Below are 26,170 nucleotides of genomic sequence, written 5' to 3'. Positions count from 1 at the left end.
GCCGGTGTGTCGTTGTGTGTGCAGCGTCAAGCGTAACGAACGACCGGCCCGGCTCGCGCCGCACGGCGTCCTGCACCGCCGGGCGAACGTCACACCGGCGGCGGCGCCCGCGTGGCATCATCGGCCACGATGGAACTGCACCCCGCTCCCGCCCGGACCACCGCGGCCGCGCCCCTGGCGCGACGCCGCCGCCGGACCGCCGTTGCAGGGGCGGTGCTCGCCGCCGGGCTGCTCGCGGGGTGCGGCGTGCGGCTGGAGGCGCCTCCCGCGGCCGAGCCCGTGCCCGACTCCCTCGAGGTGGTGCGCCGGACCGCGGTGTCCGACGCCCTGCTCGTGGCCGACGGCGCGGAGGCCGCCCTCGAGCAGGTCCCGGCCAGGCGGGAGCGGCTCGTCACGGAGCTCACCCGCATCGCCGCGTCGTCGCGCGCGCAGGCGGAGGCGCTGGGCGGCGAGTACGACTCCGGGCTCGTGACCGACGAGCCGACGAGCACGCAGTCCTCCGCCTGGGACATGGCCTCGCCGGCCGACGTGGTCCTGGCTCTCGACGACGCCGCGGCGCGCTCGCGCACCGCGGCGGGCACCACCACCGACGGGCCGCTCGCGCGGCTGCTCGCGTCGGTGGGCGCGGCCCAGACCGTGTCGGCCGAGCGCCTCGCCGCCCTGGCGGACGTCGCCGGGCCCGACGTCGTCGACCCCGAGGTCCCGGCGCCGACCGGGACCGGGCGCGCGGCCGAAAAGGCGTCGCCCTCCCCGTCGGGGTCGCGCACCGAGGACGCCGGGCAGGACGGCGCCGACGGCGCCGACGGGCAGGACCGCGACGGCGTCGTCCCCGAGGGGCTCTCCGCGCACGACCTGAGCACGCTGGTGGTGTCCGAGGACGCGACCCGGTACGCCCTGCAGCTGCGGGCGGCGCTCGGCGAGGGCGACGAGCGCGAGAAGCTGCTGGTGCGCGTCGCGGAGCACGCCGAGCGCGCCGACGCGTGGGCCGCGGTCGCGGGCACGCAGGCCACCGCGCAGGACCCGCGGCGCGCGGCCTACGCGGTGCCGCGGGCGGCCGACGTGCAGGACGAAGCCCTGGTGGTCGACCTCGAGAACGACCTCGCCACCGACTACGCCACCCTCGTCGGCACGACGACGGCCGGCACCCGCGGGGTGCTCGTCGACCTGCTCGTCGACGCGGCCGTCACGCTCGACGACTGGGGCGCCGACCCGGTGCCGTTCCCCGGCCTGCCGGAGCAGGCCGAGGACGACGCCGCGAAGGGCTAGCTGTGATGTCCAGGGAGGTTGGTCAGCCGGGTGATCGGTGGCTGGCCGCCGATGGCGGAGTGGGCTCGATGGTGATTGTAGAAGTGGAGCCATCCGGGCAGGGCAGCGTTGCGCTGGCTGGTTGAGTCGTAGAAGCGGGCGTAGGCCCATCCGTCAGCCAGGGTCCGGTGGAATCGCTCGATCTTGCCGTTCGTCTGCGGGCGGTAGGGGCGGGTGCGCTTGTGCACGATTCCGAGGTCCGTGCATGCGTGGGCCCAGGCGTGGGACTTGTAGGCGGCGCCGTTGTCGGACAGGACTCGCTCGATGGTGATGCCGTGATCGGCGAACCAGGTCTGGGCGCGTTGCAGGACGCCGATCGCGGTCGGGGCCTTCTCGTCGGCGTGGATCTCGGCGTAGGCGACACGGGAGTGGTCGTCGATCACGGTGTGCACGAATGCGGTGCCGACCAGCGGTCCCCGCACGCGACCCTTGCGGCGTTCGGTCACGGTCGCGGCACGGTTGCGGTCGCCCTGCGACTTGCCGACATACCGCCACCCGCCGCCGTCGGGGATGTTGCCGAACTTGGTCACGTCCACATGGATCAACGATCCGGGGTGATCGTGCTCGTAGCGGCGCAACGGTTCTCCGGTGACCCGGTCGATGCGCCAGAGCCGGTTGATCCGGCAGCGCACGAGGACGGCATGCACGGTCGCGGCCGGGATGCCGAGCCGGCCAGCGATCTGAACCGGGCCGAGCCGGTGGCGCCAACGCAGTCGCACGATCGCCTTGACGACCGGCTGCGGAGTGCGGGTCGGGCTGTGGTGCGGGCGCGAGCTGCGGTCGGCCATGCCGGCCGTGCCCTCGGCCCGGTATCGATCGGCCCATTTCTTCGCAGTGCGCGGCGAGACCATGAACATCTTCGCCGCGGCGGCGTGGGTCCAGCCCGACTCGACGATCAGCAGCGCCAGACGCAGCCGCGTCTTCGGAGTCAGCAGGGCGTTAGCGTGGGACACGAAGGCCTCCGGTGGGTGGAAGTGGTTCCTCGACAGCTCCACTTCACAACCGGAGGCCTTCGTCTGTCAGACAGGCTCACCGGATCCGAACGGGACAACGTCCCTGGACATCACAGCTAGCCGGGCCGACGTCGCCGACGTCGAGCCGGGCCCCAAGAGTCAGCCGGCCAGCAGGTCCGCCACGCGCTCGGTCACGACGCGCGCCGCGTCGGCCACCGGCACCTGCTCGGACGCGCCGGCGCGCGGGCGCACCTCCACGACGCCGTCCGCCAGGCCCCGGCCGACCACGACGATGAGCGGCACGCCGAACAGCTCGGCGTCGGCGAACTTCACGCCCGGCGACACCTTCGGGCGGTCGTCGTAGATGACCTCGACCCCGGCCTCGACGAGCGACGTGGCGAGCTTCTCGGCGGCATCGAAGACCTCCGCGCCCTTGCCCGTCGCGACGACGTGCACGTGCGCCGGGGCCACCTGGACCGGCCAGGCGAGGCCCTTCTCGTCGTGGTTGTCCTCGGCGATCGCGGCGACGGCGCGCGTGACGCCCACGCCGTAGGACCCCATGGTGACGGTGACGGCCTTGCCGTTCTCGTCCAGCACCTTGAGGTCGAGCGCCTCCGCGAACTTCCGGCCGAGCTGGAACACGTGCCCCATCTCGATGCCGCGGGCCGTCTCGAGGATCCCGTCGCCGTTCGGGCACGGGTCGCCGGGGAAGACCTCGGCCACCTCGATGGTGCCGTCGGCGCCGAAGTCGCGGCCGGCGACGAGGTCGAGCACGTGCTGACCGGGCCGGTTCGCGCCGGTGACCCAGCGGGTGCCCTCGACCACGCGCGGGTCGAGCAGGTAGCGCACCTTCGAGGGGGACTCCTCGCCCAGCGCGCCGGGGCCGATGTAGCCCTTGACCAGCTCCGGGTGTGCGGCGAAGTCCTCCTCGCCGAACGGCGTGAACTCGGCCGGGTAGAAGGCCGCCTCCATCCGCTTGACGTCCACCTCGCGGTCGCCGGGGACGCCGATCGCGACGGCGTCGGAGGTGCCGTCGGGGTGGTCCAGCCGGAAGAGGACGTTCTTCAGCGTGTCCCCGGCCTGCCAGGGCCGGTCGTCGCGCGGGAAGCGCTCGTTGAGGTGGTCCACGAGCGACTCGATCGTGGGCGTGCCCGGCGTGTCCTCGGCGTGCGCCTCGGCCGTCCCCTCGAAGGGGATCGGGTCCGGCACGGGCGCCCGCGCGGCCTCGACGTTCGCCGCGTAGCCGCAGGCGCGGCACTCGACGTACGTGTCCTCGCCGATCGGCGACTTGGCGAGGAACTCCTCCGACTTGGAGCCACCCATCGCGCCGGCGTGCGCCGAGACGATCACGTACTCGAAGCCGAACCGGTCGAAGATCCGCTGGTAGGCCGCGCGGTGCTTCGCGTAGCTGGCGTCGAGGCCGGCGTCGTCCACGTCGAAGGAGTACGAGTCCTTCATGATGAACTCGCGCCCGCGGATGAGACCCGCGCGGGGCCGCGCCTCGTCGCGGTACTTCGTCTGGATCTGGTACAGCGCCAGGGGCAGGTCCTTGTACGAGGAGTACAGGTCCTTCACCAGGAGGGTGAACATCTCCTCGTGCGTGGGCGCCAGGAGGTAGTCGGAGCCCTTGCGGTCCTGCAGGCGGAAGATGTTCGGGCCGTACTCGGTCCAGCGACCCGTGGCCTCGTAGGGCTCGCGGGGCAGGAGCGCCGGGAAGTGCACCTCCTGCGCGCCGATCGACGCCATCTCCTCGCGCACCACGGCCTCGACCTTCGCGAGGACGCGCAGGCCGAGCGGCAGCCAGGAGTAGACGCCGGGGGCCGCGCGGCGGATGTAGCCGGCGCGGACGAGCAGCCGGTGGCTCGCGACCTCGGCGTCGGCCGGGTCCTCACGCAGCGTGCGGACGAAGAGCTGGGACAGGCGGAGCAGGTCGCCCTGGGGCTGACGGGCGGACACGATCGACATGGGGGCCAGCCTAGCGGCGCCGGGCCCCTCCCCCGCCCGCACGCCCGGCCGCACCGGCCGCACGCCTGGTCGCACGCCTGGTCGGCGTCGTGCCCTGCTGGCACCATGGCGGCATGCCCGAGCTTCCCGAGGTGCAGGCACTGGCGGAGTTCCTCGACGCGCGCGCGTCGGGACACCGGGTGGTCGCCGCCGACGTCGCGGCGATCGCCGCGCTCAAGACGTTCGACCCGCCCGTGACCGCCCTCGTCGGGCGCGAGGTCCGCGGCGTGGCCCGCCACGGCAAGTGGGTGGACGTGCGGCTGTCGGGGGCCGGGGAGCGGGGTGACGACGGCGCCGAGTCCCCGGGCCTGCACCTGCTGTTCCACCTCTCCCGCGGCGGGTGGGTGCGCTGGTCGGACCAGGCGCCGACGACCCCGGTCCGCCCGCGCATGGGCGGCTCGTCGCGAGGGGCCGCGCTGGCGCTGCGCGTGCGGCTCGACGACGGCTCCGGCTTCGACCTCACCGAGGCCGGCACCCGCAAGCGCCTGGCGGTGCACGTGGTGCGCGACCCGCAGGAGGTGGAGCAGGTCGCCACGCTGGGGGTCGACCCGCTGTCGCCGGGCTTCACGGTCGAGGCCCTGGCCGAGCTCCTGCGGGGGAAGAACCAGCAGGTCAAGGGCCTGCTGCGCGACCAGCACGCGATCGCCGGCATCGGCAACGCGTACTCCGACGAGATCCTGCACGTGGCGCGCACGTCGCCGTTCAAGCTGACCCGGTCGTTCACCGAGGCCGAGGTCGCCGCCCTGCACGAGGCCGTCGTCGCCACCCTGCACGACGCCGTCGCGGCGTCGACGGGCAAGCCCGCCAAGGAGCTCAAGGACGCCAAGCGTGCGGGCATGCGGGTGCACGGCCGCACGGGCGAGGCGTGCCCGGTGTGCGGGGACGTCGTGCGCGAGGTCAGCTTCGCCGACCGGTCGCTGCAGTACTGCGCGACCTGCCAGACCGGCGGCCAGGTGCTCGCCGACCGGCGGATGTCGAAGCTGCTCAAGTAGCCGGTTCCGCGCCTGTCAGGCGCTCGCGACCGCCTCCCGCGACGCCACGAAGGCGTCCACGCACGCCCGGACCTGCTCGGGCGTGTGCGCGGCGGAGAGCTGCACCCGGATGCGGGCCTCGCCGCGCGGCACCACGGGGAAGCTGAACGCGGTGACGTACACGCCGCGCTCCCCCATCGCCGCGGCCACCCGCGCCGCGAGGACGGCGTCGCCGAACATCACGGGCACGATCGGGTGCTCGCCCGGCAGCAGGTCGAAGCCGGCCTCGGTCATGAGGCGCCGGAACAGCTCCGCGTTCGCGACCAGGCGCTCGCGCAGGTCGCCCGCGCGCTCCACGAGGTCGAGGGCGGTGAGCGTGCCGGCCACGATCGTCGGCGCGAGCGTGTTCGAGAAGAGGTACGGCCGGGCCCGCTGGCGCAGCAGGTCGACGATCTCCTGGTGCGCCGCGACGTAGCCGCCCGACGCGCCGCCGAGCGCCTTGCCGAACGTGCCCGTGAGGATGTCGACCCGGTCGGCGACGCCGCACAGCTCGGGCGTGCCCCGCCCGTGGGCGCCCATGAAGCCCACGGCGTGCGAGTCGTCGACGAGCACCAGGGCGGAGAAGCGGTCCGCCAGGTCGCAGATCTCGCGCAGCGGGGCGAGGTAGCCGTCCATCGAGAAGACGCCGTCGGTGACGATCACGACGTGGCGGGCGCCGCCGTCGCGCGCCGCGCGCAGCTGGTCCTCGAGGTCGGCCATGTCGCGGTTGCGGTACCGGAACCGCGACGCCTTCGACAGCCGGATCCCGTCGATGAGCGAGGCGTGGTTGAGCGCGTCGGAGACGATCGCGTCCCCGGCGCCGAACAGCGTCTCGAAGACGCCGCCGTTCGCGTCGAAGCAGGACGAGAACAGGATCGAGTCGTCCGTCTCGAGGAAGCCCGCCAGCCGCTGCTCGAGGGCGCGGTGCTGGTCCTGCGTACCGCAGATGAAGCGCACGCTCGCCAGCCCGTAGCCCCAGGTGTCGAGGGCGTCGCGCGCCGCCGTGACGATGCGCGGGTCGTCGGCGAGGCCCAGGTAGTTGTTCGCGCAGAAGTTGAGCAGCTCGGCGCCGTCGGCGCGGATGAGCGCGCCCTGCGGCCCGGCGATGCCGCGCTCGTGCTTCGTCAGGCCCGCGCGCTCGATCTCGGCGAGCTCCCCCGCCACGTGCTCCCGGAACGTCCCGTACATCGCTATGCCTCCGTTCCCGCGGCCACCCCGTCGTGCGGGCCGCCGTCCGTCCAGCCCGTCCAGTCGAGGACCACCTTGCCGCCGTGCGCCGAGGCCGCGGCCTCGAAGCCCTCGCGCCACCGGCTCGCGGGGAGCCGGTCCGTCACGACCGACGCGATCGCCGCGCGCAGCGTCCCGCTGGTGCGCAGCATGGCGTCCATCGCCTGCCACGTCTCGAACATCTCGCGGCCGTAGATGCCCTTGAGCGTGAGCATGTGCGTCACCACGGTGCCCCAGTCGACGGCGATCGGCTCCGACGGGAGGCCGAGCATCGCGATCCGGCCGCCGTGGTTCATGTTCGCGATCATCTCGGGCAGCGCGCTCGGCGCGCCGCTCATCTCGAATCCGACGTCGAAGCCCTCGCGCAGCCCGAGCTCGCGCTGGGCCTCCGCGACCCGCGCCGTGCGCACGTCGAGGGCCGCGTCGGCGCCCATGGCGCGCGCCATCTCCAGCCGGGCCGGGCTCACGTCCGTGCCCACCACCAGGTGCGCGCCCGCGTGCCGGGCGACGGCGATCGCCATGAGGCCGATCGGCCCGCAGCCCGAGACGAGCACGTCCTCGCCGATCACCGGGAACGCCAGCGCGGTGTGCACCGCGTTGCCGAGCGGGTCGAAGATCGCCGCGACGTCCAGGTCGACCGCGGCGTGGTGCACCCACACGTTGGTCGCGGGCAGCACCACGTACTCGGCGAACGCCCCGTCGCGGTGCAGGCCGAGGCCCTCGGTGCGGATGCACATCTGCCGGCGCCCGGCGCGGCAGTTGCGGCACGTGCCGCACACGACGTGCCCCTCACCGGACACGAGGTCGCCCACCGCGACGTCGTGCACCAGCTCGCCGACCTCGACGACCTCGCCGACGAACTCGTGGCCCGGCACCAACGGCGCCTTGATCGTCGAGGCGGCCCAGTCGTCCCAGCGGTCGATGTGCAGGTCGGTGCCGCAGATGCCGGTGCGCAGCACGCGGATCTTCACGTCGCCGATCCCGGCCTCCGGCTCCGGCCGGTCCACGAGCTCCAGGCCCGGCCCCGGGCCCGGCTTGAACAGCGCCTTCACTCAGCTCTCCTTGACACCTGTCGTCCCCCGGCCGCACGCGTCGTCGCGCGCACCGTCACCGCGGGAACTGTCTCACGATTCGGAACCCCGGCGGCAACTCGCGGGGGCGTCACACCGCCGGGAGGGGGCGGGCGGGCGACGCCCGTCCGCCCCTCCCGGATCGCTTGCTCAGGAGCAGGTGACCTCGGTGCGGTAGATCTGCATGTCGCCGCCCGCAGCGTGCGGGGTCATGCACTCCGTGTGCGCGACGTACATCACCTGCTGGTACAGCGGCTGGATCACCTGGTCGGCGAGGATGCGGTCCTCCGCCTTCTTCCAGAGGACGTCGGCGTCCTCCTGGTTCGGCGCGGCGAGCGCGGCGTCGACGGCGGCCTGCCCCTCGGGATCGGTGTACTTCAGGCGGTAGTTCGCGTCGACGTACACCGAGGCGATCCACTCGGACGCCGCGGGGAACGACGAGCCCCACAGCTGGATCACGGGGCCGTCCAGCTCGTAGGAGTTGATCGTCTCCGACAGGGCTGCGGCGGGCACCGGCTTGGGCTCGACGGACAGGCCGATCTCCTTGGCGGAGTTCGAGACGGCGAGGGCGGTCGCCGCGTCCGTGGTGCTGTCCGCGGAGTAGCTCAGCGGGATGGTCCCGGTGAAGCCCGACTTCGCGACGAGGTCCTTGGCGGCCTCCGGGTCGAACGTGCAGTACTGCCCGCAGGCGTCCTCCCGGTACGCCGACACCGAGTTCGGCATCAGCGACCCGGCCGGGACGGTCGCGTCCTTGAACAGGTCCTTCGAGATGGTCGCCCGGTCGACGATCATCGAGAACGCCTGGCGGACCTCGAGCGGGTACTTCTTGTCGAGGTACGTCGGCCAGGTGAAGTACGTCTCCAGCGTGTTGCGGTCGATGGCGGTGAGCCCGTCCTCTCCCAACGCGTTGCGCCCCTGCGCGATGAGCCCCGGCGGCAGGCTGCGCAGCACGTCGGCGTTGCCCGCGACCACGTCCTGGTAGGCCGTGTTGGTGTCGGTGTAGACGCGGAAGGTGATCTGGTCGGCCGCACCGTCGGGCACCCAGCCCTGGTACTTCGGGTCCTTCGTCAGCACCGCCTCGACCTGCGGGTCGAGCTTCTCCAGCGTGTAGACGCCGTTGCCGACCGGCTTCTTGTCGTACGCGACCGGGTCGGCGAACGCGCTCTGGGGCATCGGGCAGAAGGCGAGCTGCGACAGGATGAACGGCACGTCGTTGTTGGGCGACTTCATCTCGATCGTGAACGTGCTGTCGTCGACGAGCGTGATGCCGGAGAGCTTCGTCGCCTTCGCCTTGCCCTGGGCAGGGTTGAGCTCGTCGTAGCCCTTGATCGGCCCGTACGCGTAGTTCGACGGCATCGCGTTCGCCCCGGCGCCGACGAAGTTGAACGTGTCGACGTACGTCTTCGCGGTGATCGGAGTGCCGTCCGAGAAGGTGTGGCCGGCGGCCACCTTCACCGTCCAGGTGACCTGGTCGTCGCTCTCGAGCGACTCGGCACCGCGCATGAAGACCGCACCGTCCTCGTCGATGCCCGTCAGCGGCTCGCACAGCGCCATGGCGATCTGGCTGCCGGGGTTCTGGGCGCCGGTGATGCGGCCGATCTCGCCGTCGTTGACGGCGACGATGGACGTCGTCCCGTCGGCGGACTCGGCGGGATCGCCGAGACAGCCGGACAGGGTCGCTGCGCATGCAGCGGCGGCGACGATGCCGACCGCGATGCGGGTGCTCCTTCGGTTCATCAGTGGTTCCTTTCGGACAGGGTGAGGGGGGAGGGAAGGGTGGACACGGTGGAGACCATGCCGACGCGCGAGCGGGTGATCTGCTCGGCGAGGTGGCAGGAGGCGCGGTGCGCGGGCCGCGCGCCCGGGACGGGCGCGAGGTCGGGTACGTCGGTGGCGCACCGCTCGACCGCCGCGTAGCAGCGGGTGTGGAACGGGCAGCCCGGCGGCGGGTCGATCGGGGACGGCGGGTCGCCCTCGAGCACCACCCGCTCGAGGTGCTCGCCCGGCGCGAGCTTGCGCGGGATCGCCGAGAGCAGCGCGCGGGTGTAAGGGTGCGCGGTGGCGGCGTACACGTCGTCGCAGCCGCCCTGCTCGACGACCTTGCCGAGGTACATCGTCACGATCCGGTCGGACATGTGCTGGACGACGTCGAGGTCGTGCGCGATGAAGACGATCGACAGCCCCAGCTCGCGCTTCAGCCGGTTGAGCAGGTTGAGCACCTGCGCGCGCACCGAGATGTCGAGGGCCGAGACCGGCTCGTCGCACACCAGCAGCTTCGGCTCGACGGCCAGCGCCCGCGCGATGCCGATCCGCTGCAGCTGCCCGCCGGAGAACTCGTGCGGGTACCGGTGCGCGTGCTCGGGGTTCAGCCCGACCTGGGTGAGCAGCTCGCCCACCCGCGCGTCGACCCCCGACGCCGGCAGCAGCCGGTGGGTCGTGACACCCTCCGCGATCGACTGACCGACCGACCGCCGCGGGTCCAGCGAGGCGTGCGGGTCCTGGAACACCATCTGCACCTCCCGGTGCAGCAGCGTCTTGCGGTCGGCGTGCGACATCGCGGCGACGTCGGCGCCGTTCCAGCGGACGGTGCCCTCACTGGGCGCCTCCAGGCCGCAGATGATGCGCGCGAGCGTGGACTTCCCGCACCCCGACTCCCCCACCAGGCCCACGGTCTCGCCCTCGGCGACCGTGAAGTCCACGCCGTCGACGGCCCGGACCTGCCCGTGCGCCCCGCGCGAGAACATCGTGTGCTTCTGCTTGTAGAAGCGGCGCACCGACTCAAGCTCCAACAGCGGCACCGGCGATCACCTCCTCCTTGTGGTGGCAGGCGGCGGCCCGGTCCGGCGCGAACGGATCGAGGACCGGCAGCACCGTGCGGCACTCCTCGGTGGCGTACCCGCAGCGCGGGTTGAAGCTGCAGCCGGGCGGACGCCGCGCGATGTCGGGCGGCAGCCCCTGGATCGTCGGCAGGTCGCCGCCGCGGTGCGCGGCGCTCGGGATCGAGCCCAGCAGGCCCTGGGTGTACGGGTGCGCGGGGCTGTCGAACATGCTCCCGATCGGGCCGGACTCGGCGACCCGCCCGGCGTACATCACCAGCGCGCGGTCCGCGAGCTGCCCGGCGACGCCCAGGTCGTGGGTGATCATCAGCAGCGCCATCCGGCGGCGCTCGGTGATCTCGCCCAGCAGCTCCAGGATCTGGGCCTGGACGGTCGCGTCCAGGGCGGTGGTCGGCTCGTCCGCGATCAGGACGTCGGGGTCCAGCGCCAGCGCCATCGCGATCATGATGCGCTGCCGCATCCCGCCGGAGAACTGGAACGGGTAGTCGTCGGCGCGGTGCGCTGCGTCGGGGATCCGCACCACGCGCATCATCTCCACCGCGGCCGCGTGCGCCTGTTTCTTCGCCATCCCGCGGTGCACGCGATAGAGCTCGGCGATCTGGGTCGACACCGTCTGCACCGGGTTGAGGGCGCTCAGCGCGTCCTGGAACACCATCGCGATGCGGGCACCCTGCACCCGGCGCAGCCGCGGTGCGGGAAGGGAGAGCAGGTCGTCGCCGTCGAACATGATCCGGCCGCCGGTGATGCGCGACGCCGGCTTGGGCAGGATGCCCATGATCGCCTTGGCGGTGATGCTCTTGCCGGACCCCGACTCGCCGAGGACGGCGAGCGTCTCTCCCCGGTCGAGCGTGAAGCTCACGTCCTGCAGCGCGGCGATCGGCGGGTTCCCGGGCGAGCGGAACTCGAGGGAGAGGTTCTGGACGTCCAGGAGGGCGGTCATCGGCGGGCCTTCGGGTCGAGGGCGTCGCGCAGGCTCTCGCCGAGCACGACGAAGGCGAGCGTGGTGAGCCCGAGCATCAGCGCGGGGAAGAACATCAGGAGCGGCGCGATCTGCCAGTTGCCGTCCTGGCTCGCGAGCGCGATCTGGATGCCCCAGGAGAACGCGGGCAGCTTGAGCCCGACGCCGAGGATGGAGAAGCCCGCCTCGGCGGCCATGCCCGCGCCGACGGAGAGGGTGGTCATGACGATCAGCGGCGTGACCGCGTTGGGGATCACGTGCGAGCCGAGGATGCGCCACGGGCCGACACCCAGACCACGGGCCGCCTGGATGTACTCCAGGTTCTTGACCTGCATGACCGAGCTGCGCATGTAGCGCATGGTGGCGGCCCAGCTGAACAGCACGAGGACCAGGACGATCGTCCACACCGTGCGGGAGCGGAACTGGTACAGGATCACCAGGCTGGCGATGCCGACCGGGATGCCCAGGATCACGTTCGAGGTCCAGGAGATGACCGAGTCCACGACGCCGCCGAAGTAGCCGGCGAGCGAACCGGCGACGAGGGCGATCAGGAACGAGATCGCCGCGGTGTAGACGCCGACCTCGAGCGAGGTGCGCGCGCCGTAGACGATGTTCGACCAGTAGTCGCAGCCCTGGATGTCGAAGCCCATGACGTGGCCGGGCTCCGGCCCCAGCCTGGACATCGACAGGTCGCAGTCGCGCGGGTCGATCTGCGTGAACAGGGACGGGAACAGCGCCATGAGGGTGACGACGACGATGATGAGGGCCGCGAGGTCGAACCACGGGCTCTTCCACAGGGCGCGCAGGCCGCTTCTCGGACGGCCTCGGCGTGCCCTCGCCGCAGGCATCGCGATGGTGGACTCAGGCATGGCGCACCCTCGGGTCGATGATCGGGTAGAGCAGGTCGACGACGAGGGCCGCGACCAGATAGAAGAGCAGCAGGAACACGGAGACGCCGACGACGACCGGACCGTTCTGGGTGTCGATCGCCCGGGCGAGCGTGCCGCCGAGGCCGGGCAGGTTGAAGATCGTCTCGATGAGCACCGAGCCGCCCAGCAGCGCCGCCATGCTCAGCCCGAGGTACGTCACGACCGGCATGAACGCGTTGCGCAGCGCGTGGACCCACATGATCCGGCGCGGGGCAAGCCCCTTCGCCGTCGCGGTGACGATGTAGTCCGACCGCATCGTGTCGACGAGGCTGGTCCGGCTCAGCCGCGCGAGCGGGGACGCGGTCTCGAGCGCGAGCACGAGCGCCGGCATGACGAACGCGAGCGGGAACCCCGCCTGCACCCCTGAGATCGGTAACCAGTGCAGCTTGATGCCGAACACGTACTGGGAGAAGTACGCGATGATGAAGCCGGGCACCGCGAGGAAGAAGATCGTGAAGAACAGGTTGAACTTGTCCGGCAACCTCCCCTGCCGCAGCCCCGCCCAGACGCCGAGGCACACGCCGATGGCGAGCTTGAGCACGAATGCCGACAGCGCCAGCACCACGGTGTACGGCAGGGCGGTCGCGATCAGCGCGGAGACGGAGTTCCCGTTGAAGTCGTGCCCGAAGTCGCCGTGCAGCACGCCCCACAGGTACTTCGCGTACTGGACGACGAACGGGTCGTCGAGGTTGTACTGGTCCCGGATGGCCGAGATCGTCGAGTCCGAGAGCCGCTTCTCGCCACCCGCCAGCCGGGTGACCGGGTCCCCCGGGATGAGGAACACCAGCAGGTAGACCAGGAACGTCGACCCGACGAGCGTCGGGATCATCATGAGGATGCGCCGCAGCGCGTACCGGAACATCAGCGCCGGGAGGGCTGGTGCGCCGCGTAGTAGTCGAGCAGCTCGGCGGGCAGCTGGGGGATCTCGAAGGGCGTGGAGTCCGCGCGGATCGACAGCGCGCCGCCGATGCCCGCGGCGACCGCGTCGCGCGCCGCGACCGGGCTCGTGTCGGTCGGGGTGCCGCGCCGCACGAACTCGACGAACTCGGCGACCGTGAGCGGGTCGGCGCCGCCGTGCCCGCCATCGCCGCCGTCCTCGATCGGGTAGCGCACGTGCCCCTTCTCGAGGTAGTCGCTGCGGGCGTTCCACACCCGGATCTCGCCGCCGGCGTCGTCGTCGAAGTTCTCGATGCGCCCCTCGGTGCCGATCACCGTGTAGTTGCGCCAGTAGTCCGGGGTGAAGTGGCACTGCTGGTAGCTCATCAGCACGCCGGAGTCGGTACGCATCATGATCATCGAGATGTCCTCGACGTCGATGACGGGGTTGAGGTCCTGCTGCGCCGCGGGCGGCCAGTTCTGCATGGAGAACCAGTCCCCCATGCGGCGGTCGGAGTTGTCCCGACGGGACTCGACCTTGTCGTAGACCGCGAGGTCGCCGACGCCGACGACCGAGCGGGTGGCCGTCCCGGCGATCCAGTGCATGACGTCGATGTCGTGCGCGCCCTTCTGCAGCAGCAGGCTCATCGCCTTGTCGCGCTCGGCGTGCCAGTCCTTGAAGTAGTAGTCGCCGCCGTGCCCCACGAAGTGCCGGCACCAGATCGCCTTGACCTCGCCGATCTCGCCCCGGTCGACGATGTCCTTCATCATCCGGACGACCTGCATGTGCCTCATGTTGTGGCCGACGTAGACCTTGGCCCCGGTGCGGTGACCGGCCTCGAGGATCCGGTCGGCGTCCTCGATCGAGATGGCGAGGGGCTTCTCGATGTAGGTGGCGACACCGGCTTCGAGCAGCTCGACGGCCACGTCCGCGTGGGTGAAGTCCGGCGTGGTCACGAACGCTCCGTCGACCTCGATACCGGACGCCAGGAGCTCCTTGACCGACGAGAACATCGGGACGTCCCCGAACAGGCGCTCCGCGCGGGCTCGGGTTCGCTCGTCGGGGTCGACCGTCGCGACGATGCTCCCGCCGGCCTCCTTCACGTGCAGCGCGACGCCGGCTCGGGCGCCGACGCCGATCACGGCTGCTCGGAACGGGTTCGTCTCGGGGGCGGTGCCGGTAGTCATCAGGTCGTTCTCCGGATCGATGGTGACGACGGGTGCCGGGACGTCCGGCACCCCGTAGATACGGGTGGAGTGCTGGGTGAAGGCCAGGCCGAGGGCCCCGAGGACCGCGGCGTCCGCGCCCAGCTCGCCGCCGCGGATGAGCCGCTGGCCGGTCTCGATGCCGGTCACCGCGGTGCGGATGCCGTCGGCGAGGGGTCCGGCCACGAGGTCGGCGTACTCGCCGAGCTCGCCGCCGAGGACGATCACGTCCGGGTCCACCGTGAGCAGCAGGGCCGCCAGCGCCGGCGCCATCGCCGCGCTGAGCGCCTCCAGCGCCGCGAGCCCGGACAGGTCGGCGGGGTCGTCGCGCAGCCGGCGCAGCTGGGCGCCCACCTTCGGGGCCGCCTCGAGCAGCGTGCCGGCCGGCACCTCCACGTCGCTGAACGCGCGGAGCAGGCCGACCTCCCCGGCGCGACCGCGGCGTCCGCGGAGCACGTGGCCGTCCGCCGTGACCCGTGCGGACACGTGGTGCCAGGTGAGCGCGTACACGCCCGTCTCGGCGTCGGCGAGCGCGCCGCCGCGGGACTCGGCCTCGGCAGCGAGGGACAGGTCGTTGTCCACCACGACCGGCGCCCCGAGGTACTCGGTGAACATCGCGGAGAGGTTCGCGCCGTTCCAGGCGGTGGTCTGGGGGGCGGAGATCAGGATGCCCTCCTCGTCGATCAGCCCGGCGACGGCGACGCCGATCGCCGCGACGTCGGACGGCCGATGGCCGACCCGCTCGAGGGTCTGCCGCAGGAGGGCTCGGACCGGTGCGAGCGAGGCCTGGCCGGTGGTCGGCGGCGCGATCTCGGAGACCTGGTGGCCGAGCACCCGCCCGGTGCGGTCGGCGACCACGATGCGGACGGTGCTGCGGGTCAGGTCGATGCCCACGACCACCGGCGCACCAGCGACCGGCGAGAAGGCGCGCGCAGGTCGACCCGTGGAGGCCCGGGCCGGGAGCTCGACGGCGAGCCCGGACTCCATCAGCGCGGTGAGCGCCGCGGTGACCGTGGGACGTGACAGGCCGGTGTGCTCGACCAGGTCCGAGATGGTCGCCAGCCCTCGGTCCCGCACGCTCGCCAGGCACTGAGCGACGAGCTTCACGTCGATGGCGGACATCGTCGAACCCCATTTCCAAAACAGCTTTCATCTCCGTTGTGAAAGCAGTTTCGCCATTCTGGAGCCGCACCACAGCGGTGTCAAGACCGTCGATGACTTATTTCTGGCCCAAACGATCACGACCGATCATCGGCCTGCGCGGGACCTGGCGAGCGGGGCGGGGGCGCGACCGCCCCCCCTCGCGGCGGACGACCCGTCGTCGCCCCGCCGCGCCTCAGAAGAGGACGGTCGTGAAGGTCCCGACCTGCTCGAAGCCGACGCGGCGGTACGTGGCCAGGGCCGGCGCGTTGAACGCGTTGACGTACAGGGACACGACCGGCGCCACGTCGCGCCGCGTCGCGACCACGACGGCCGCCATCCCGGGCGCCGCCAGGCCGCGGCCGCGGCGCAGCGGGTCCACCCACACGCCCTGCACCTGCGCGACCCCGCCGGCCACGGCCCCGAGCTCCGCCTTGAACGTCACGAGCGGATCGGCGCGCGGGCCGGCGTCGGGGGCGGGCTGCTCCGTCCGCACGAAGGACCGGCCCTCGGCGACGAGCGAGCGCACGCGCAGCGCGTACGCGCTCCCGGGCGACGCCGCCGGCGCGTACCCGACCTCCTCGGCGAACATCCGCACGCACGCGGGCAGCACCACTCCCACCTCGTCGAGGGTGGAGCGGCGCACGAGCAGGTCCGGCTCCACGTCGGGATCGCGCGCGATGGCGAGCGACGGCTGGTCGGCGCGCACCTCCCGGGCCGGCGGCCAGCGGGGGGCGAGCAGGTCCCACAGCGCCAGCGCCGCCGCCCGGTCGCCCACGATCGACGACGACCGCCGGCCCTGCGCCCGCGCCATCGCGGCGAAGGCGGCGACCGCGTCGTCGGCGTCGCGCCCCGCCAGGTCCGGCGCGAGGACGGGGACGAGGTTGGCCCCCGACCAGCAGACCGCGACGAGCGGCCCCGCCGCGGGGAAGCCCCACGCCTGCCCGCCCGCGGCGGCGAACCCTGCCCGGGCCACGACCTCGAGCCGCGCGGCGGCGAGCACCGACGTCACCGGGTCCAGGGCGCACAGGGCGCGCGCCTCGTCGACGTCCTCCTGGCCGAGCACGCGAGCTCGGGGCCGCCGCGCGTCCAGGCCGCGCGCGGACTCGCCGCGCGCCCGCACCGCCGGTCGCCAGCCGCCCATCACGCCCCCTTCGCCGTGGGCCCCACCCTCATCGTGCCCGGATGCGGCGCCGTCAGCCGACCGAGACCACGGGGGTGCCGGCCTGCGCGTCGTTCTCGGGGGCCGGCATCGTCTCCGCGATGCGCATGGCCTCCTCGATGAGGGTCTCGACGATCATCGCCTCGGGGACGGTCTTGATGACCTCGCCCTTGACGAAGATCTGGCCCTTGCCGTTGCCGGACGCGACGCCGAGGTCCGCCTCGCGTGCCTCGCCCGGACCGTTGACGACGCAGCCCATGACCGCGACGCGCAGCGGGACCGTCATGCCCTCCAGGCCCGCGGTGACCTTCTCCGCCAGCGTGTAGACGTCCACCTGGGCGCGGCCGCACGACGGGCAGGAGACGATCTCGAGCTTGCGGGGGCGCAGGTTGAGGGCCTGCAGGATCTGCGTGCCGACCTTGACCTCCTCGACCGGAGGCGCGGACAGGGAGACGCGGATCGTGTCGCCGATGCCCTGGCTCAGCAGGGCCCCGAACGCCGTGGCCGACTTGATGGTGCCCTGGAACGACGGCCCCGCCTCGGTGACGCCGAGGTGCAGCGGCCAGTCGCCGCGCTGGGCGAGCAGCTCGTAGGCGCGCACCATGACCACCGGGTCGTTGTGCTTGACGGAGATCTTGAAGTCGTGGAAGCCGTGCTCCTCGAAGAGGCTCGCCTCCCACACGGCCGACTCGACGAGCGCCTCGGCGGTCGGCTTGCCGTACTTCTCGAGCAGGCGCTTGTCGAGCGACCCGGCGTTGACGCCGATCCGCAGCGAGACCCCGGCGTCGGAGGCCGCCTTCGCGATCTCCTTGACCTGGTCGTCGAACTTGCGGATGTTGCCGGGGTTGACGCGCACGGCCGCGCAGCCGGCGTCGATCGCGGCGAACACGTACTTGGGCTGGAAGTGGATGTCGGCGATGACCGGGATCTGCGACTTCTTCGCGATCGCGGGCAGCGCGTCCGCGTCGTCGATGGTCGGCACCGCGACGCGCACGATGTCGCAGCCCGCGGCCGTCAGCTCGGCGATCTGCTGGAGCGTCGCGTTGATGTCGGTGGTCGGGGTCGTCGTCATGGACTGGATGCTGATCGGCGCGTCTCCGCCGACGGCCACCTTGCCCACCTGGATCTTGCGGGACTTGCGGCGCGGGGCCAGCGTGGGCGCGGGCGGGGTCGGCATGCCGAGGTTCACTGCAGTCACGGTGCCAGTATCGCGCGTCCCGGGCCGAGTGCCGCACCCGGAGGCCGGACACGCACCGGATCGCCGCATCCGCTGCGCACGAAGGCCATCCGCTTCCCCGGCACCCGCTGGGGCGGGACCTGGCATCACGCACGAGGTCGGCGACCATTCGTGCGCGGTTCATGGCAGACTTGATCATGTTCACGCACTCTCGGGGAGGATCACAGACATGACCGGATTCCACGTCGACGCGGAGATCGCGAGCCAGCCGCACATCTGGCGCCGGGTGGCGGCCGTCGCCCGCGAACAGGCCGAGCTGCTGCCGTCCGCCGGCGCGCGCGTCGCCGTCGTCGGGTGCGGCACCTCGTGGTTCGTCGCCCAGGCCTACGCGGCGCGTCGTGAGGGGCTCGGCCTCGGCGAGACCGACGCGTTCGCCGGGAGCGAGTTCCCGTACGGACGGCAGTACGACCTGGTCGTCGCCGTCACTCGCTCGGGCACGACGACGGAGGTCCGCGAGCTGCTGGACCGCGTGCGCGGCACGCAGCCGACGCTCGTGATCGCCGGGGACCCCGGCTCCCCCGCCGTCACGGAGGCGGACCACGCCGTCGTCCTCGACTTCGCGGACGAGGCCTCCGTGGTGCAGACGCGTTTCGCCACCTCCGCCCTCGGTCTCCTGCGCGCAGGGCTGGGAGACGACCTCGAGGCTCTCGCCGACGCGGCCGAGCCCGCGGTCGCCGAGCCGCTGCCGGCCGAGTGGGTCGGCCGCCGGCAGTACGTCTTCCTGGGGCGGGGGCCCGCGGTCGGGATCGCGAACGAGGCCGCACTGAAGATGCGGGAGGCCTCGCTCGCCTGGGCGGAGTCCTACCCGTCGATGGACTATCGCCACGGGCCGATCTCCGTCGCGGACGCCGACAGCGTCGTGTTCCTGCTCGGCGACGAGGTCCCGGGCCTGGCCGAGGACGTCGCCCGGACCGGCGCGCTGGTCGTGCGCCTGGACGAGGACCCGCAGGTCGCCCTGGTGCGGCTGCAGCGACTCGCCGTCGCGAACGCGGCGCACCAGGGCCTCGACCCCGACGCCCCCCGCAACCTCACGCGGTCGGTCGTCCTGGGACCCGTCGCGCCATGACCGGGGCGGCACGCGAGCCGCTCGTCGTCGCGCTCGACGTCGGGGGCACGGACATCAAGGCGGTGCTGGCAGGCCGCGACGGCGTCCGCGAGCGCCGCACCGTCCCCACGCGCGCCGACAAGGGCCCCGACGCGGCCGTCCGGTCGGTCCTCGACGTGGTCGCCGACCTGCGCGCGGCCGCACCCGGCGACGGCGAGGTCGTGGCCGTCGGGCTCGCCGTCCCCGGCGCCGTGGACGACGCCCGGGGGTTGGTGCTCCAGGCGGAGAACCTCGGCTGGACCGACCTCCCGGTGCGCGACCTCGTCGCGAGCGCGACCGGCCTGCCGGTCGGTTTCGGGCACGACGTGCGCGCGGGCGCCCTCGCCGAGTGGCGGTCGGGCGCGTCGCGCGGCGCCGCGGACCACGCGTACCTGTCCGTCGGCACGGGGATCGCCGCCGCCCTGGTGCTGCGCGGCCAGCATTACGCGGGCGGCGGGTACGCGGGCGAGGTCGGGCACGGCGGGCCGCAGCGCGGCGCTCCCTGCGCCTGCGGCGGGCGTGGCTGCCCGGAGACCGACGCCTCGGCCGCGGGCATCGCCCGGCACTACCGCGAGCGCACCGGGGCGAGCGTCACCGACGTCCGCGGGTCGGCCGAGGTGCTCCGGCGCGCGAAGGCGGGTGACGAGGTCGCGCGTCAGGTCTGGGACCACGGCGTCGAGCGGCTCGGCGGAATCGTCGCTGACCTCGTCCGCGTGCTGGCGCTGCCCCTCGTCGTGGTCGGCGGCGGCCTCGTCCGCGCAGGGGACGACCTCTTCGACCCGCTGCGCGCCGTCGTGGGTCGGCGCCTCACGTACCACCCGTTGCCGCAGGTGGTTCCCGCGCAGCTCGGCGCCGAGGCCGGCGTGCGCGGCGCGGAGCTGTTGGCGTGGTCCGCGGCCCCGGAGGCCCGGCCGTGACCCGCGTGGTCGCGGTGACCCCCAACCCTGCCTGGGACGTCACCTACGGGGTGGCCCGGCTGGTGCCCGGCGAGTCGCTCCGCGTGCGGACCGCGACGGGGCGCGCCGGCGGCAAGGGCGTGAACGTCGCCCGCGTCGTGCGTGCTCTCGGCCACGACTCCGTCGCCGTGAGCACCGCGGGCGGCCCACTCGGTGCGGCGTTCCGGGACGACCTGGCCGACGGCGGGCAGGACGCGGTCCTGGTCCCGGTCGCCGGGCACACCCGGCAGAGCGTGACCGTCGTGCCCGACGACGGCGCGCACCCCACGGTCCTCAACGAGTCCGGCCCCGCGCTGGACGCCGCGGAGTGGTCGGCCCTCGTCGCCGCGGTGACCGGGGCTGCCGGCCCCGACGACGTCGTCACGGTCTCGGGCTCCCTGCCCCCGGGCACCACGCGGGACCGGTTCGTGGACCTGGTCGCCGCGGCCCGCCGCGGCGGCGCCCGGGTCGTCGTCGACACGTCCGGCGCCGCCCTGTGCTGGGCCGCGCAGGCCGGCGCCGACCTGCTCAAGCCCAACCGCGCCGAGCTCGCGGCCGCGACCGGGCTGGACGACCCGGCGGGCGCCGTCGCCCTGCTGCAGTCACTCGGCGCCCGGGACGTGGTCGTCACCGACGGGGCCGCCGGGATGACCGCGTACGGCCCCGGCGCCGAGGGGCCGCGCGTCGTCGGCCGGGCCCGGCTCCTCGGGCCTCCGCTCGCCGGCAACCCGACCGGTGCCGGGGACGCCGCGACCGCTGCGCTCGCGGTCAGCCTCCGGGACCCCTGGTCCGAGTGCCTCGCGCTCGCCGTCGCGACGTCCGCCGCCGCCGTGCTGCGCCCGGTCGCGGGCGACGTCGACCCGGCGGACGTCGCGACGCTGCGCGAGCGCCTGGCCCCGCCGGGCTGACCCTCCCGGCGACGATCGTCGTCATGCCTCCCCCGACCCCCGACCTCCACCCGAGAATCGAGACCCCGTGCCCCTCGTCACCACCGACGCCCTGCTCGCCCCCGCCCGCGACGCCCGCCGGGGCGTCGGCGCGTTCAACGTCGTCCAGCTCGAGCACGCCGAGGCGTTCGTCGCCGCAGCCGAGCGCGTCGGCGCGGGTGTCGTGCTGCAGGTGAGCCAGAACGCGGTCCGTTACCACGGGTCGCTCGCGCCGGTGGGCGCGGCGTGCCTCGCCCTCGCCCGGGACACGACGGCCCTCGTGGCGGTCCACCTCGACCACGCGGACGACCGCGCCCTGGTGGCGGAGGCGATCGGCCTCGGGTTCTCGTCGGTCATGTACGACGGCTCCGCCCTGTCCTACGACGAGAACGTCGCGTCCACCGCCGAGGTCGTGCGCGCCGCGCACGCCGAGGGCGTCGTCGTGGAGGCGGAGCTCGGCGAGGTCGGCGGCAAGGACGGGGTGCACGCCCCCGGGGTGCGCACCGACCCGGGCGAGGCCGCCGCGTTCGTCGCCGCCACCGGCGTGGACTCGCTCGCCGTCGCCGTCGGGTCCTCCCACGCGATGACGACCCGGACGGCCGCGCTCGACCTCGAGCTGATCGCGCGGCTGCGCGAGGCCGTCGACGTCCCGCTCGTGCTGCACGGGTCCTCGGGGGTGCCCGACGACGAGCTGGTGCGCGCCGTGCGCGCCGGGATGACCAAGATCAACGTCTCCACGCACCTCAACGGCGTGTTCACCCGCGCGGTGCGCGACCGCCTCGACGCGGACCCGCACCTGGTCGACCCGCGCAGGTACGTCGGGCCGGCGCGCGACGCCGTCGCCGACGAGGTGGCGCGCCTGCTGCGGCTGCTCGGGGGCACGGCCGACTGACGGCGGGCGTCAGACGACGGCCACCTCGATGCCCGCGGCCCGGAGCGCGGCGACCTGCTCCGGGTCGGCCTCCGTCGTCGTGACGACGAGGCCGATCGCCCCGGCGTCGACGAACGGCGCCAGGGCGCGCTCGCCGAGCTTGGTCGAGTCGGCGACGACGACCGTCCGGCGCGCCGCCCTGCTCATCAGCCGGCTGATCTCCGCCTCGCCCTCGTGGAAGGCCATCCCCCCGTGCTCGGCGTCGAGCGCGTCCACCCCGAGGAAGGCCACGTCGATCGTGACCTGGGAGAGCGTGTGCACGGCGAGCGGGCCGACGAGCTCGTAGGAGCGCGTCCGCGCCGTGCCGCCGGTCACGATGATCCGCACGTGCGACCGGACGGTGAGGTCGTGCGCGATGTTCACCGCGTTCGTCACCACGGTGAGGCGCTCGCCGTCGCGCAGCCCCTGCAGGTCGGGGTCCGTGGCGATCCCTTCGGCCACCATCGTGGTCGTGGTGCCGCCGTTGAGGCCGACGACGTCACCCGGCCGCAGCAGCGACACCGCGTGCGCGGCGATCCGGCGCTTCTCCTCGGCGCGGCGCGCCGTCTTGTACCGCAGGGGCAGGTCGTAGGCCACGGCGGTGGTGCGCGCGCCGCCGCGCGTGCGGGTCACGAGCTGCTGGTTGGCCAGCTCGACCAGGTCGCGCCGCACCGTGGCGGGCGACGTGTCCAGCTCGGTGACGAGCTCGTCCACCGTGACCTCGCCCCGTTCCGCGGCGAGCTCCAGGATGCGTGTGTGGCGGCTGTGCCGTGTCATCGGTCCCCATCCTTGCTCCCAGCCGTTCGACGGCACGGCGCGGCCGCAGCGGCACGGTGCCGCTCCGGACCCTACTGGACGACAAGCCGTCACATGAGGCGGACGGGGTCCACGAGGTCGGCGACGATGAGGATCGCGCCGGTACCGACCAGCACCACGAACATCACGTAGGCCACCGGCATCATCCGCGCGACGTCCGCCGGGCCCGGCCGCGGCAGGCCCCGCAGGCGCGCCACGCTGCGCTTCGCGCCCTCGTACAGGGCGTTCACGACGTGCCCGCCGTCCAGCGGCAGCAGCGGGATGAGGTTGAAGACGAACAGTGCCACGTTGAGCGCGGCGAGGATGCTCAGCAGGTACTGCAGGGTGGTGACGACCGGGGCGTCCGCCGCGACGACGTCCACCGCCATGCGACCCACTCCGACGACGGAGACGACGGAGTCCTGCGACCGCGGCTCGTTCGTGAACGCCTGCACCGCGGCGTCGCCGACCCGCACCGGCAGCGTGACGATCATGCCCGCCGTGCCCGAGACCTGCTGCCACACCGCCTCCGGCACCGTGGACACCGGCATCGGCTGGTACTCCTGGGTGGGGGTCACGCCCAGGAACCCGGCCGTCTCGGTCACGGGCTCGCCGTCCGCGCCCACGGTCGCGTTGCCCTCCGCGTCCACGACGGGGACCTGCCGGTCCGCCGTCGTGACGGTCAGCGGCACCTCGGCGCCGTCGCGCTCCACGACCACCGGGACCTCCTGGTCGGGGGCGTCGGCGATCGCGCCGGACAGCTGCTCCCACGACGTCGCGGCGGCGCCGTCCCACTCCACGATCTCGTCGCCCGGCTGCAGGCCCGCCTCGGCGGCGGGCGACGCCGGGTCGCCCGCGCCGCACACGGGCGCGCCCTCGGTCGTCGTGGACGTCGGGGTGCACGCCGTCACGGAGCCGACGGTGGTGGTGACGGTCGCCTGGCCGATCCCCACGAGCACGACGAAGGTCAGCACGATCGCGATGAGGAGGTTCATCACCGGCCCGCCGAGCATGACGACGAGCTTCTTCGGCGTGGACAGGTGGTAGAAGGCGCGGCGCTCCTCGCCGGGGAGGATCTCGCTCACGGACTGGTCGCGCGCGTCGGCGATGACCTGCCCGAAGAACCCCCCTCGCCGGGGCGTGCCCTCCGGCGCGGGCGGCATCATGCCGACCATCCGCACGTAGCCGCCCAGCGGGATCGCCTTGACGCCGTACTCGGTCTCGCCCTTGACCCGCGACCAGAGCGTCGGCCCGAAGCCCACCATGTACTGGCTCACCCGCACGCCGAACTTCTTGGCGGGCACCATGTGACCCACCTCGTGCAGGCCGATGGAGACGGCGAGGCCCACCACCATCACGGCGATGCCGACCACCCAGGAGAGAACGTCCACGTCGTCGAGCCTAGGTCACCGGGGACCTCCCGCCGCACGGCCGACGGCGGGCGCCCGTGGAGGGTTCGTCAGGAGCGCGCGAGGATCTCGTCGGCGCGTGCGCGCGCCCAGCGCTCGGCGCCCTCGACCGCGTCCAGCGTGACGTCGGCGGCGGCCACGCCCTCGTGCTCCGCGAGCACCCGCTCCACCGTCTCGACGATGTCGAGGAAGCCGATCCGCCCGGCGAGGAACGCGGCCACGCCCTGCTCGTTCGCCGCGTTGTACACCGCGGGGTGGGTGGCCGACGCCGCGGCCGCGGACCGGGCGAGGCCGACGGCGGGGAACGTGGCCTCGTCGAGGGGCTCGAACGTCCACGACGCGGCGCGCGTCCAGTCGCACGGCGGCGAGACGACGTCGAGCCGCTCGGGCCACGACAGGCCGAGCGCGATGGGCAGGCGCATGTCCGGCGGGGAGGCCTGCGCGATCGTCGACCCGTCGCGGAACTCGACCATGCTGTGCACCACCGACTGCGGGTGCACCACCACGGTGATGTCGTCGACCGGGACGTCGAAGAGCAGGTGCGCCTCGATGAGCTCCAGCCCCTTGTTCATGAGCGAGGCGGAGTTCACGGTGACGACGGGGCCCATCGACCAGGTGGGATGGGTGAGCGCCTCGTCGGCGGTGACTTTCTTGATGTCGTCGCGGCTCCGCCCTCGGAAGGGCCCGCCCGACGCCGTGAGCACGAGGCGCCGCACCTCGTCGCGCGCCCCGCCGCGCAGCGCCTGCGCGATCGCCGAGTGCTCGGAGTCCACGGGCACGATCTGCCCGGGGGCCGCCGCGGCCTTGACCAGCGAGCCGCCCACCACGAGCGACTCCTTGTTCGCGAGCGCGAGCGTGGAGCCGCCCGCGAGCGCCGCGAGCGTGGGTCGCAGGCCGACGGACCCGGTGATGCCGTTGAGCACGACGTCGCTGCCGCGCCCGGCGAGCTCGGTGGCCGCGTCGGGGCCGCCGAGCACCTCGACGTCCGCCGCCGCCGGGCCGGGCCGGGCGTCCAGCGCCGCCCGCAGGTCGTCGGCGCGCGAGGCGTCGGCCACCGCGACCGCCCGGACCCCGAGCGTCGCGGCCTGCTCCGCGAGCAGGCCGACGTCCGACCCGCCCGCGCTCAGCGCCTCCACCCGGAACCGCCCGGGATGCGCCAGGACGACGTCGATCGCCTGCGTGCCGATGGAGCCGGTGGAGCCGAGGAGGGTGACGGTGCGGGGGGTCGTGGCGGGCATGGCGTCCATCATCCCAGGCGCCGCCGCGCGGGCGGCGCGCCGCGGAGATCACCGGAATTCACCCGCGTCGGTGCTTGACTTCGTCTCGGCGCGCACTCCCGCCCGGTCGCGCCCCTGTGTGAGGCCGGTTACGTTCGCACACATGCGTACTTATCGCGCGATAGTCGGAAAGCGACCCGTGGCCGCTCTCGCCGGGCTCGTCGCACTCGTGACCGGTGCGGTCGTGGGCGTGGCGTCGCCGGCCGCCGCCGACGGTGACGGCGAGACGCACCGGATCTACGCGACCCGCGAGGGACTGGTGGGCAAGCACACCGCCAACGGGCACAAGATCACCAAGCGCGACCACTTCGTCGCCCTCCCCTCGCGCCGGGCGCTCTCCGCGAAGGGCTCCGGCGCCTACAGCGTCCGGGTCTGCCGGGCGGGCACCACCCGCTGCGAGTACGCGCCGGTGTGGGACGTCGGCCCGTGGAACACGACCGACGACTACTGGAGCGCCACCCGGCACGCCGCCCGGGACCTGCCGAAGGGCACGCCCCAGGCGTCGGCCGCGTACCGGCTGGGGTATCACGGCGGCAAGGACCTGTTCGGCCGCAAGGTCACCAACCCGGCGGGCATCGACCTGGCGGACGGCACCTACTGGGACGGCCTGGGCCTGCGGCAGAACGCCTGGATCGACGTGACCTACCTGTGGCAGGGATCCGCCCGCACCGGGATCGTCGTGACCGACGGCCGCACCCTCAACGTCCGTAGCGGACCCAGCACGACGAAGGCCCGCGCCGGGCTGGCCGCGAACACCGCCCGGGTCCCGCTGCTGTGCGCGAAGCGCGGGCAGTGGGTCACCGGCAGCCGCGGCACGACCAACCTCTGGTACCGGGTCGGGGCCGGGAACTGGGTGTCGGACGCCTACCTGAACACCGGCACCGGCGCGGCGGTCGCGCCCGCCTGCTGATCCCGGCCGG

22 protein-coding genes are annotated in these 26,170 nt (G+C 73.3%); 7 read left to right on the top strand and 15 right to left on the bottom strand.

The genetic code is table 11. The features are described 5' to 3' along the window. Positions 1-129: 129 nt before the first annotated feature. A complete protein-coding gene (locus ACQFYA_RS08595; protein ID WP_499123051.1) occupies positions 130-1,266 on the top strand; it encodes a DUF4439 domain-containing protein in 1,137 nt (378 codons plus the stop codon). Here ACQFYA_RS08595 and ACQFYA_RS08590 read toward each other — a convergent pair. Both ACQFYA_RS08590 and ACQFYA_RS08585 read right to left on the bottom strand, forming a co-directional pair. After that, positions 1,263-2,258 (bottom strand): IS481 family transposase, encoded by a 996-nt coding sequence (locus ACQFYA_RS08590; protein WP_499127484.1) that lies wholly within the window; start codon positions 2,256-2,258, stop codon positions 1,263-1,265. The two genes, ACQFYA_RS08595 and ACQFYA_RS08590, sit on opposite strands and share 4 nt — an antisense overlap. Positions 2,259-2,417: 159 nt before the next feature. Further along, positions 2,418-4,223: a proline--tRNA ligase gene (locus ACQFYA_RS08585; RefSeq protein ID WP_499123049.1), complete on the bottom strand. Its 1,806-nt coding sequence runs from the start codon at positions 4,221-4,223 to the stop codon at positions 2,418-2,420. A gap of 113 nt (positions 4,224-4,336) precedes the next feature. On the opposite strand from ACQFYA_RS08585, the gene ACQFYA_RS08580 reads away from it, so the two are divergent. Then, positions 4,337-5,254 (top strand): Fpg/Nei family DNA glycosylase, encoded by a 918-nt coding sequence (locus tag ACQFYA_RS08580; RefSeq protein ID WP_499123047.1) that lies wholly within the window; start codon positions 4,337-4,339, stop codon positions 5,252-5,254. A 15-nt stretch (positions 5,255-5,269) separates the two neighbouring features. Here ACQFYA_RS08580 and ACQFYA_RS08575 read toward each other — a convergent pair whose 3' ends face one another. From ACQFYA_RS08575 to ispG, 10 genes are all read right to left on the bottom strand, one after another. Beyond that, on the bottom strand, positions 5,270-6,460 hold the full coding sequence (locus tag ACQFYA_RS08575; RefSeq protein WP_499123046.1) for a glycine C-acetyltransferase: 1,191 nt from the start codon (positions 6,458-6,460) through the stop codon (positions 5,270-5,272). Positions 6,461-6,462: 2 nt separating this feature from the next. Then, positions 6,463-7,551, bottom strand: a complete 1,089-nt coding sequence (gene tdh, locus ACQFYA_RS08570; protein WP_499123043.1) for an L-threonine 3-dehydrogenase — start codon at positions 7,549-7,551, stop codon at positions 6,463-6,465. Positions 7,552-7,719: 168 nt separating this feature from the next. Beyond that, positions 7,720-9,306 (bottom strand): ABC transporter substrate-binding protein, encoded by a 1,587-nt coding sequence (locus ACQFYA_RS08565; RefSeq protein WP_499123041.1) that lies wholly within the window; start codon positions 9,304-9,306, stop codon positions 7,720-7,722. Then, positions 9,306-10,367, bottom strand: a complete 1,062-nt coding sequence (locus tag ACQFYA_RS08560) for an ABC transporter ATP-binding protein (RefSeq protein WP_499123038.1) — start codon at positions 10,365-10,367, stop codon at positions 9,306-9,308. Before ACQFYA_RS08560 ends, ACQFYA_RS08565 begins: the two co-directional genes overlap by 1 nt. Further along, a complete protein-coding gene (locus ACQFYA_RS08555) occupies positions 10,348-11,346 on the bottom strand; it encodes an ABC transporter ATP-binding protein (RefSeq protein ID WP_499123036.1) in 999 nt (332 codons plus the stop codon). Before ACQFYA_RS08555 ends, ACQFYA_RS08560 begins: the two co-directional genes overlap by 20 nt. After that, on the bottom strand, positions 11,343-12,233 hold the full coding sequence (locus ACQFYA_RS08550; protein WP_499123033.1) for an ABC transporter permease: 891 nt from the start codon (positions 12,231-12,233) through the stop codon (positions 11,343-11,345). The genes ACQFYA_RS08555 and ACQFYA_RS08550 overlap by 4 nt, the downstream gene beginning before the upstream one ends. Continuing rightward, positions 12,226-13,155 carry an ABC transporter permease gene (locus ACQFYA_RS08545; protein WP_499123031.1) on the bottom strand — a complete coding sequence of 310 codons (930 nt, stop codon included), beginning with the start codon at positions 13,153-13,155 and terminating at the stop codon, positions 12,226-12,228. Before ACQFYA_RS08545 ends, ACQFYA_RS08550 begins: the two co-directional genes overlap by 8 nt. After that, positions 13,155-15,497 (bottom strand): ROK family protein, encoded by a 2,343-nt coding sequence (locus tag ACQFYA_RS08540; RefSeq protein WP_499123029.1) that lies wholly within the window; start codon positions 15,495-15,497, stop codon positions 13,155-13,157. Before ACQFYA_RS08540 ends, ACQFYA_RS08545 begins: the two co-directional genes overlap by 1 nt. A 214-nt stretch (positions 15,498-15,711) precedes the next feature. Then, on the bottom strand, positions 15,712-16,659 hold the full coding sequence (locus tag ACQFYA_RS08535; protein ID WP_499123026.1) for a GNAT family N-acetyltransferase: 948 nt from the start codon (positions 16,657-16,659) through the stop codon (positions 15,712-15,714). A gap of 52 nt (positions 16,660-16,711) precedes the next feature. Continuing rightward, positions 16,712-17,854, bottom strand: a complete 1,143-nt coding sequence (ispG, locus tag ACQFYA_RS08530) for a flavodoxin-dependent (E)-4-hydroxy-3-methylbut-2-enyl-diphosphate synthase (protein WP_499127481.1) — start codon at positions 17,852-17,854, stop codon at positions 16,712-16,714. 229 nt (positions 17,855-18,083) lie between these two features. Here ispG and ACQFYA_RS08525 point away from each other — a divergent pair, with 229 nt between their 5' ends. The 4 genes from ACQFYA_RS08525 to ACQFYA_RS08510 all read left to right on the top strand — a co-directional run bounded on the left by ACQFYA_RS08525 (position 18,084) and on the right by ACQFYA_RS08510 (position 21,751). Continuing rightward, positions 18,084-18,980, top strand: coding sequence for an SIS domain-containing protein (locus ACQFYA_RS08525; protein WP_499123024.1), 897 nt, complete (start codon positions 18,084-18,086; stop codon positions 18,978-18,980). Next, positions 18,977-19,915 (top strand): ROK family protein, encoded by a 939-nt coding sequence (locus ACQFYA_RS08520; protein WP_499123022.1) that lies wholly within the window; start codon positions 18,977-18,979, stop codon positions 19,913-19,915. The genes ACQFYA_RS08525 and ACQFYA_RS08520 overlap by 4 nt, the downstream gene beginning before the upstream one ends. Continuing rightward, the gene (locus ACQFYA_RS08515; RefSeq protein ID WP_499123020.1) at positions 19,912-20,841 is read left to right on the top strand and encodes a 1-phosphofructokinase family hexose kinase; all 930 of its coding nucleotides are present in this window, start codon (positions 19,912-19,914) and stop codon (positions 20,839-20,841) included. The genes ACQFYA_RS08520 and ACQFYA_RS08515 overlap by 4 nt, the downstream gene beginning before the upstream one ends. A gap of 67 nt (positions 20,842-20,908) precedes the next feature. Then, positions 20,909-21,751 (top strand): class II fructose-bisphosphate aldolase, encoded by an 843-nt coding sequence (locus tag ACQFYA_RS08510; protein ID WP_499123018.1) that lies wholly within the window; start codon positions 20,909-20,911, stop codon positions 21,749-21,751. Between the two features lie 9 nt (positions 21,752-21,760). On the opposite strand, the gene ACQFYA_RS08505 is transcribed toward ACQFYA_RS08510, so the two are convergent. The 3 genes from ACQFYA_RS08505 to dxr form a co-directional block, all read right to left on the bottom strand. Beyond that, positions 21,761-22,546, bottom strand: a complete 786-nt coding sequence (locus ACQFYA_RS08505; RefSeq protein ID WP_499123016.1) for a DeoR/GlpR family DNA-binding transcription regulator — start codon at positions 22,544-22,546, stop codon at positions 21,761-21,763. 89 nt (positions 22,547-22,635) lie between these two features. Then, positions 22,636-23,955: a M50 family metallopeptidase gene (locus ACQFYA_RS08500; RefSeq protein ID WP_499123015.1), complete on the bottom strand. Its 1,320-nt coding sequence runs from the start codon at positions 23,953-23,955 to the stop codon at positions 22,636-22,638. Between the two features lie 68 nt (positions 23,956-24,023). Continuing rightward, complete coding sequence (dxr, locus tag ACQFYA_RS08495) at positions 24,024-25,211, bottom strand: 1-deoxy-D-xylulose-5-phosphate reductoisomerase (RefSeq protein WP_499123012.1); 1,188 nt, start codon at positions 25,209-25,211, stop codon at positions 24,024-24,026. Positions 25,212-25,389: 178 nt separating this feature from the next. Between dxr and ACQFYA_RS08490 the strand changes: the two genes are divergently transcribed. After that, positions 25,390-26,160: a DUF8814 domain-containing protein gene (locus ACQFYA_RS08490; protein ID WP_499123009.1), complete on the top strand. Its 771-nt coding sequence runs from the start codon at positions 25,390-25,392 to the stop codon at positions 26,158-26,160. Positions 26,161-26,170: the final 10 nt, after the last annotated feature.

It is taken from the genome of Promicromonospora sp. Marseille-Q5078, from assembly GCF_050315395.1.
Taxonomy (GTDB): Bacteria; Actinomycetota; Actinomycetes; order Actinomycetales; family Cellulomonadaceae; genus Isoptericola.
Note: the sequence above shows the minus strand (reverse complement) of the source record. Positions and strands in the feature narration are given on the sequence as shown.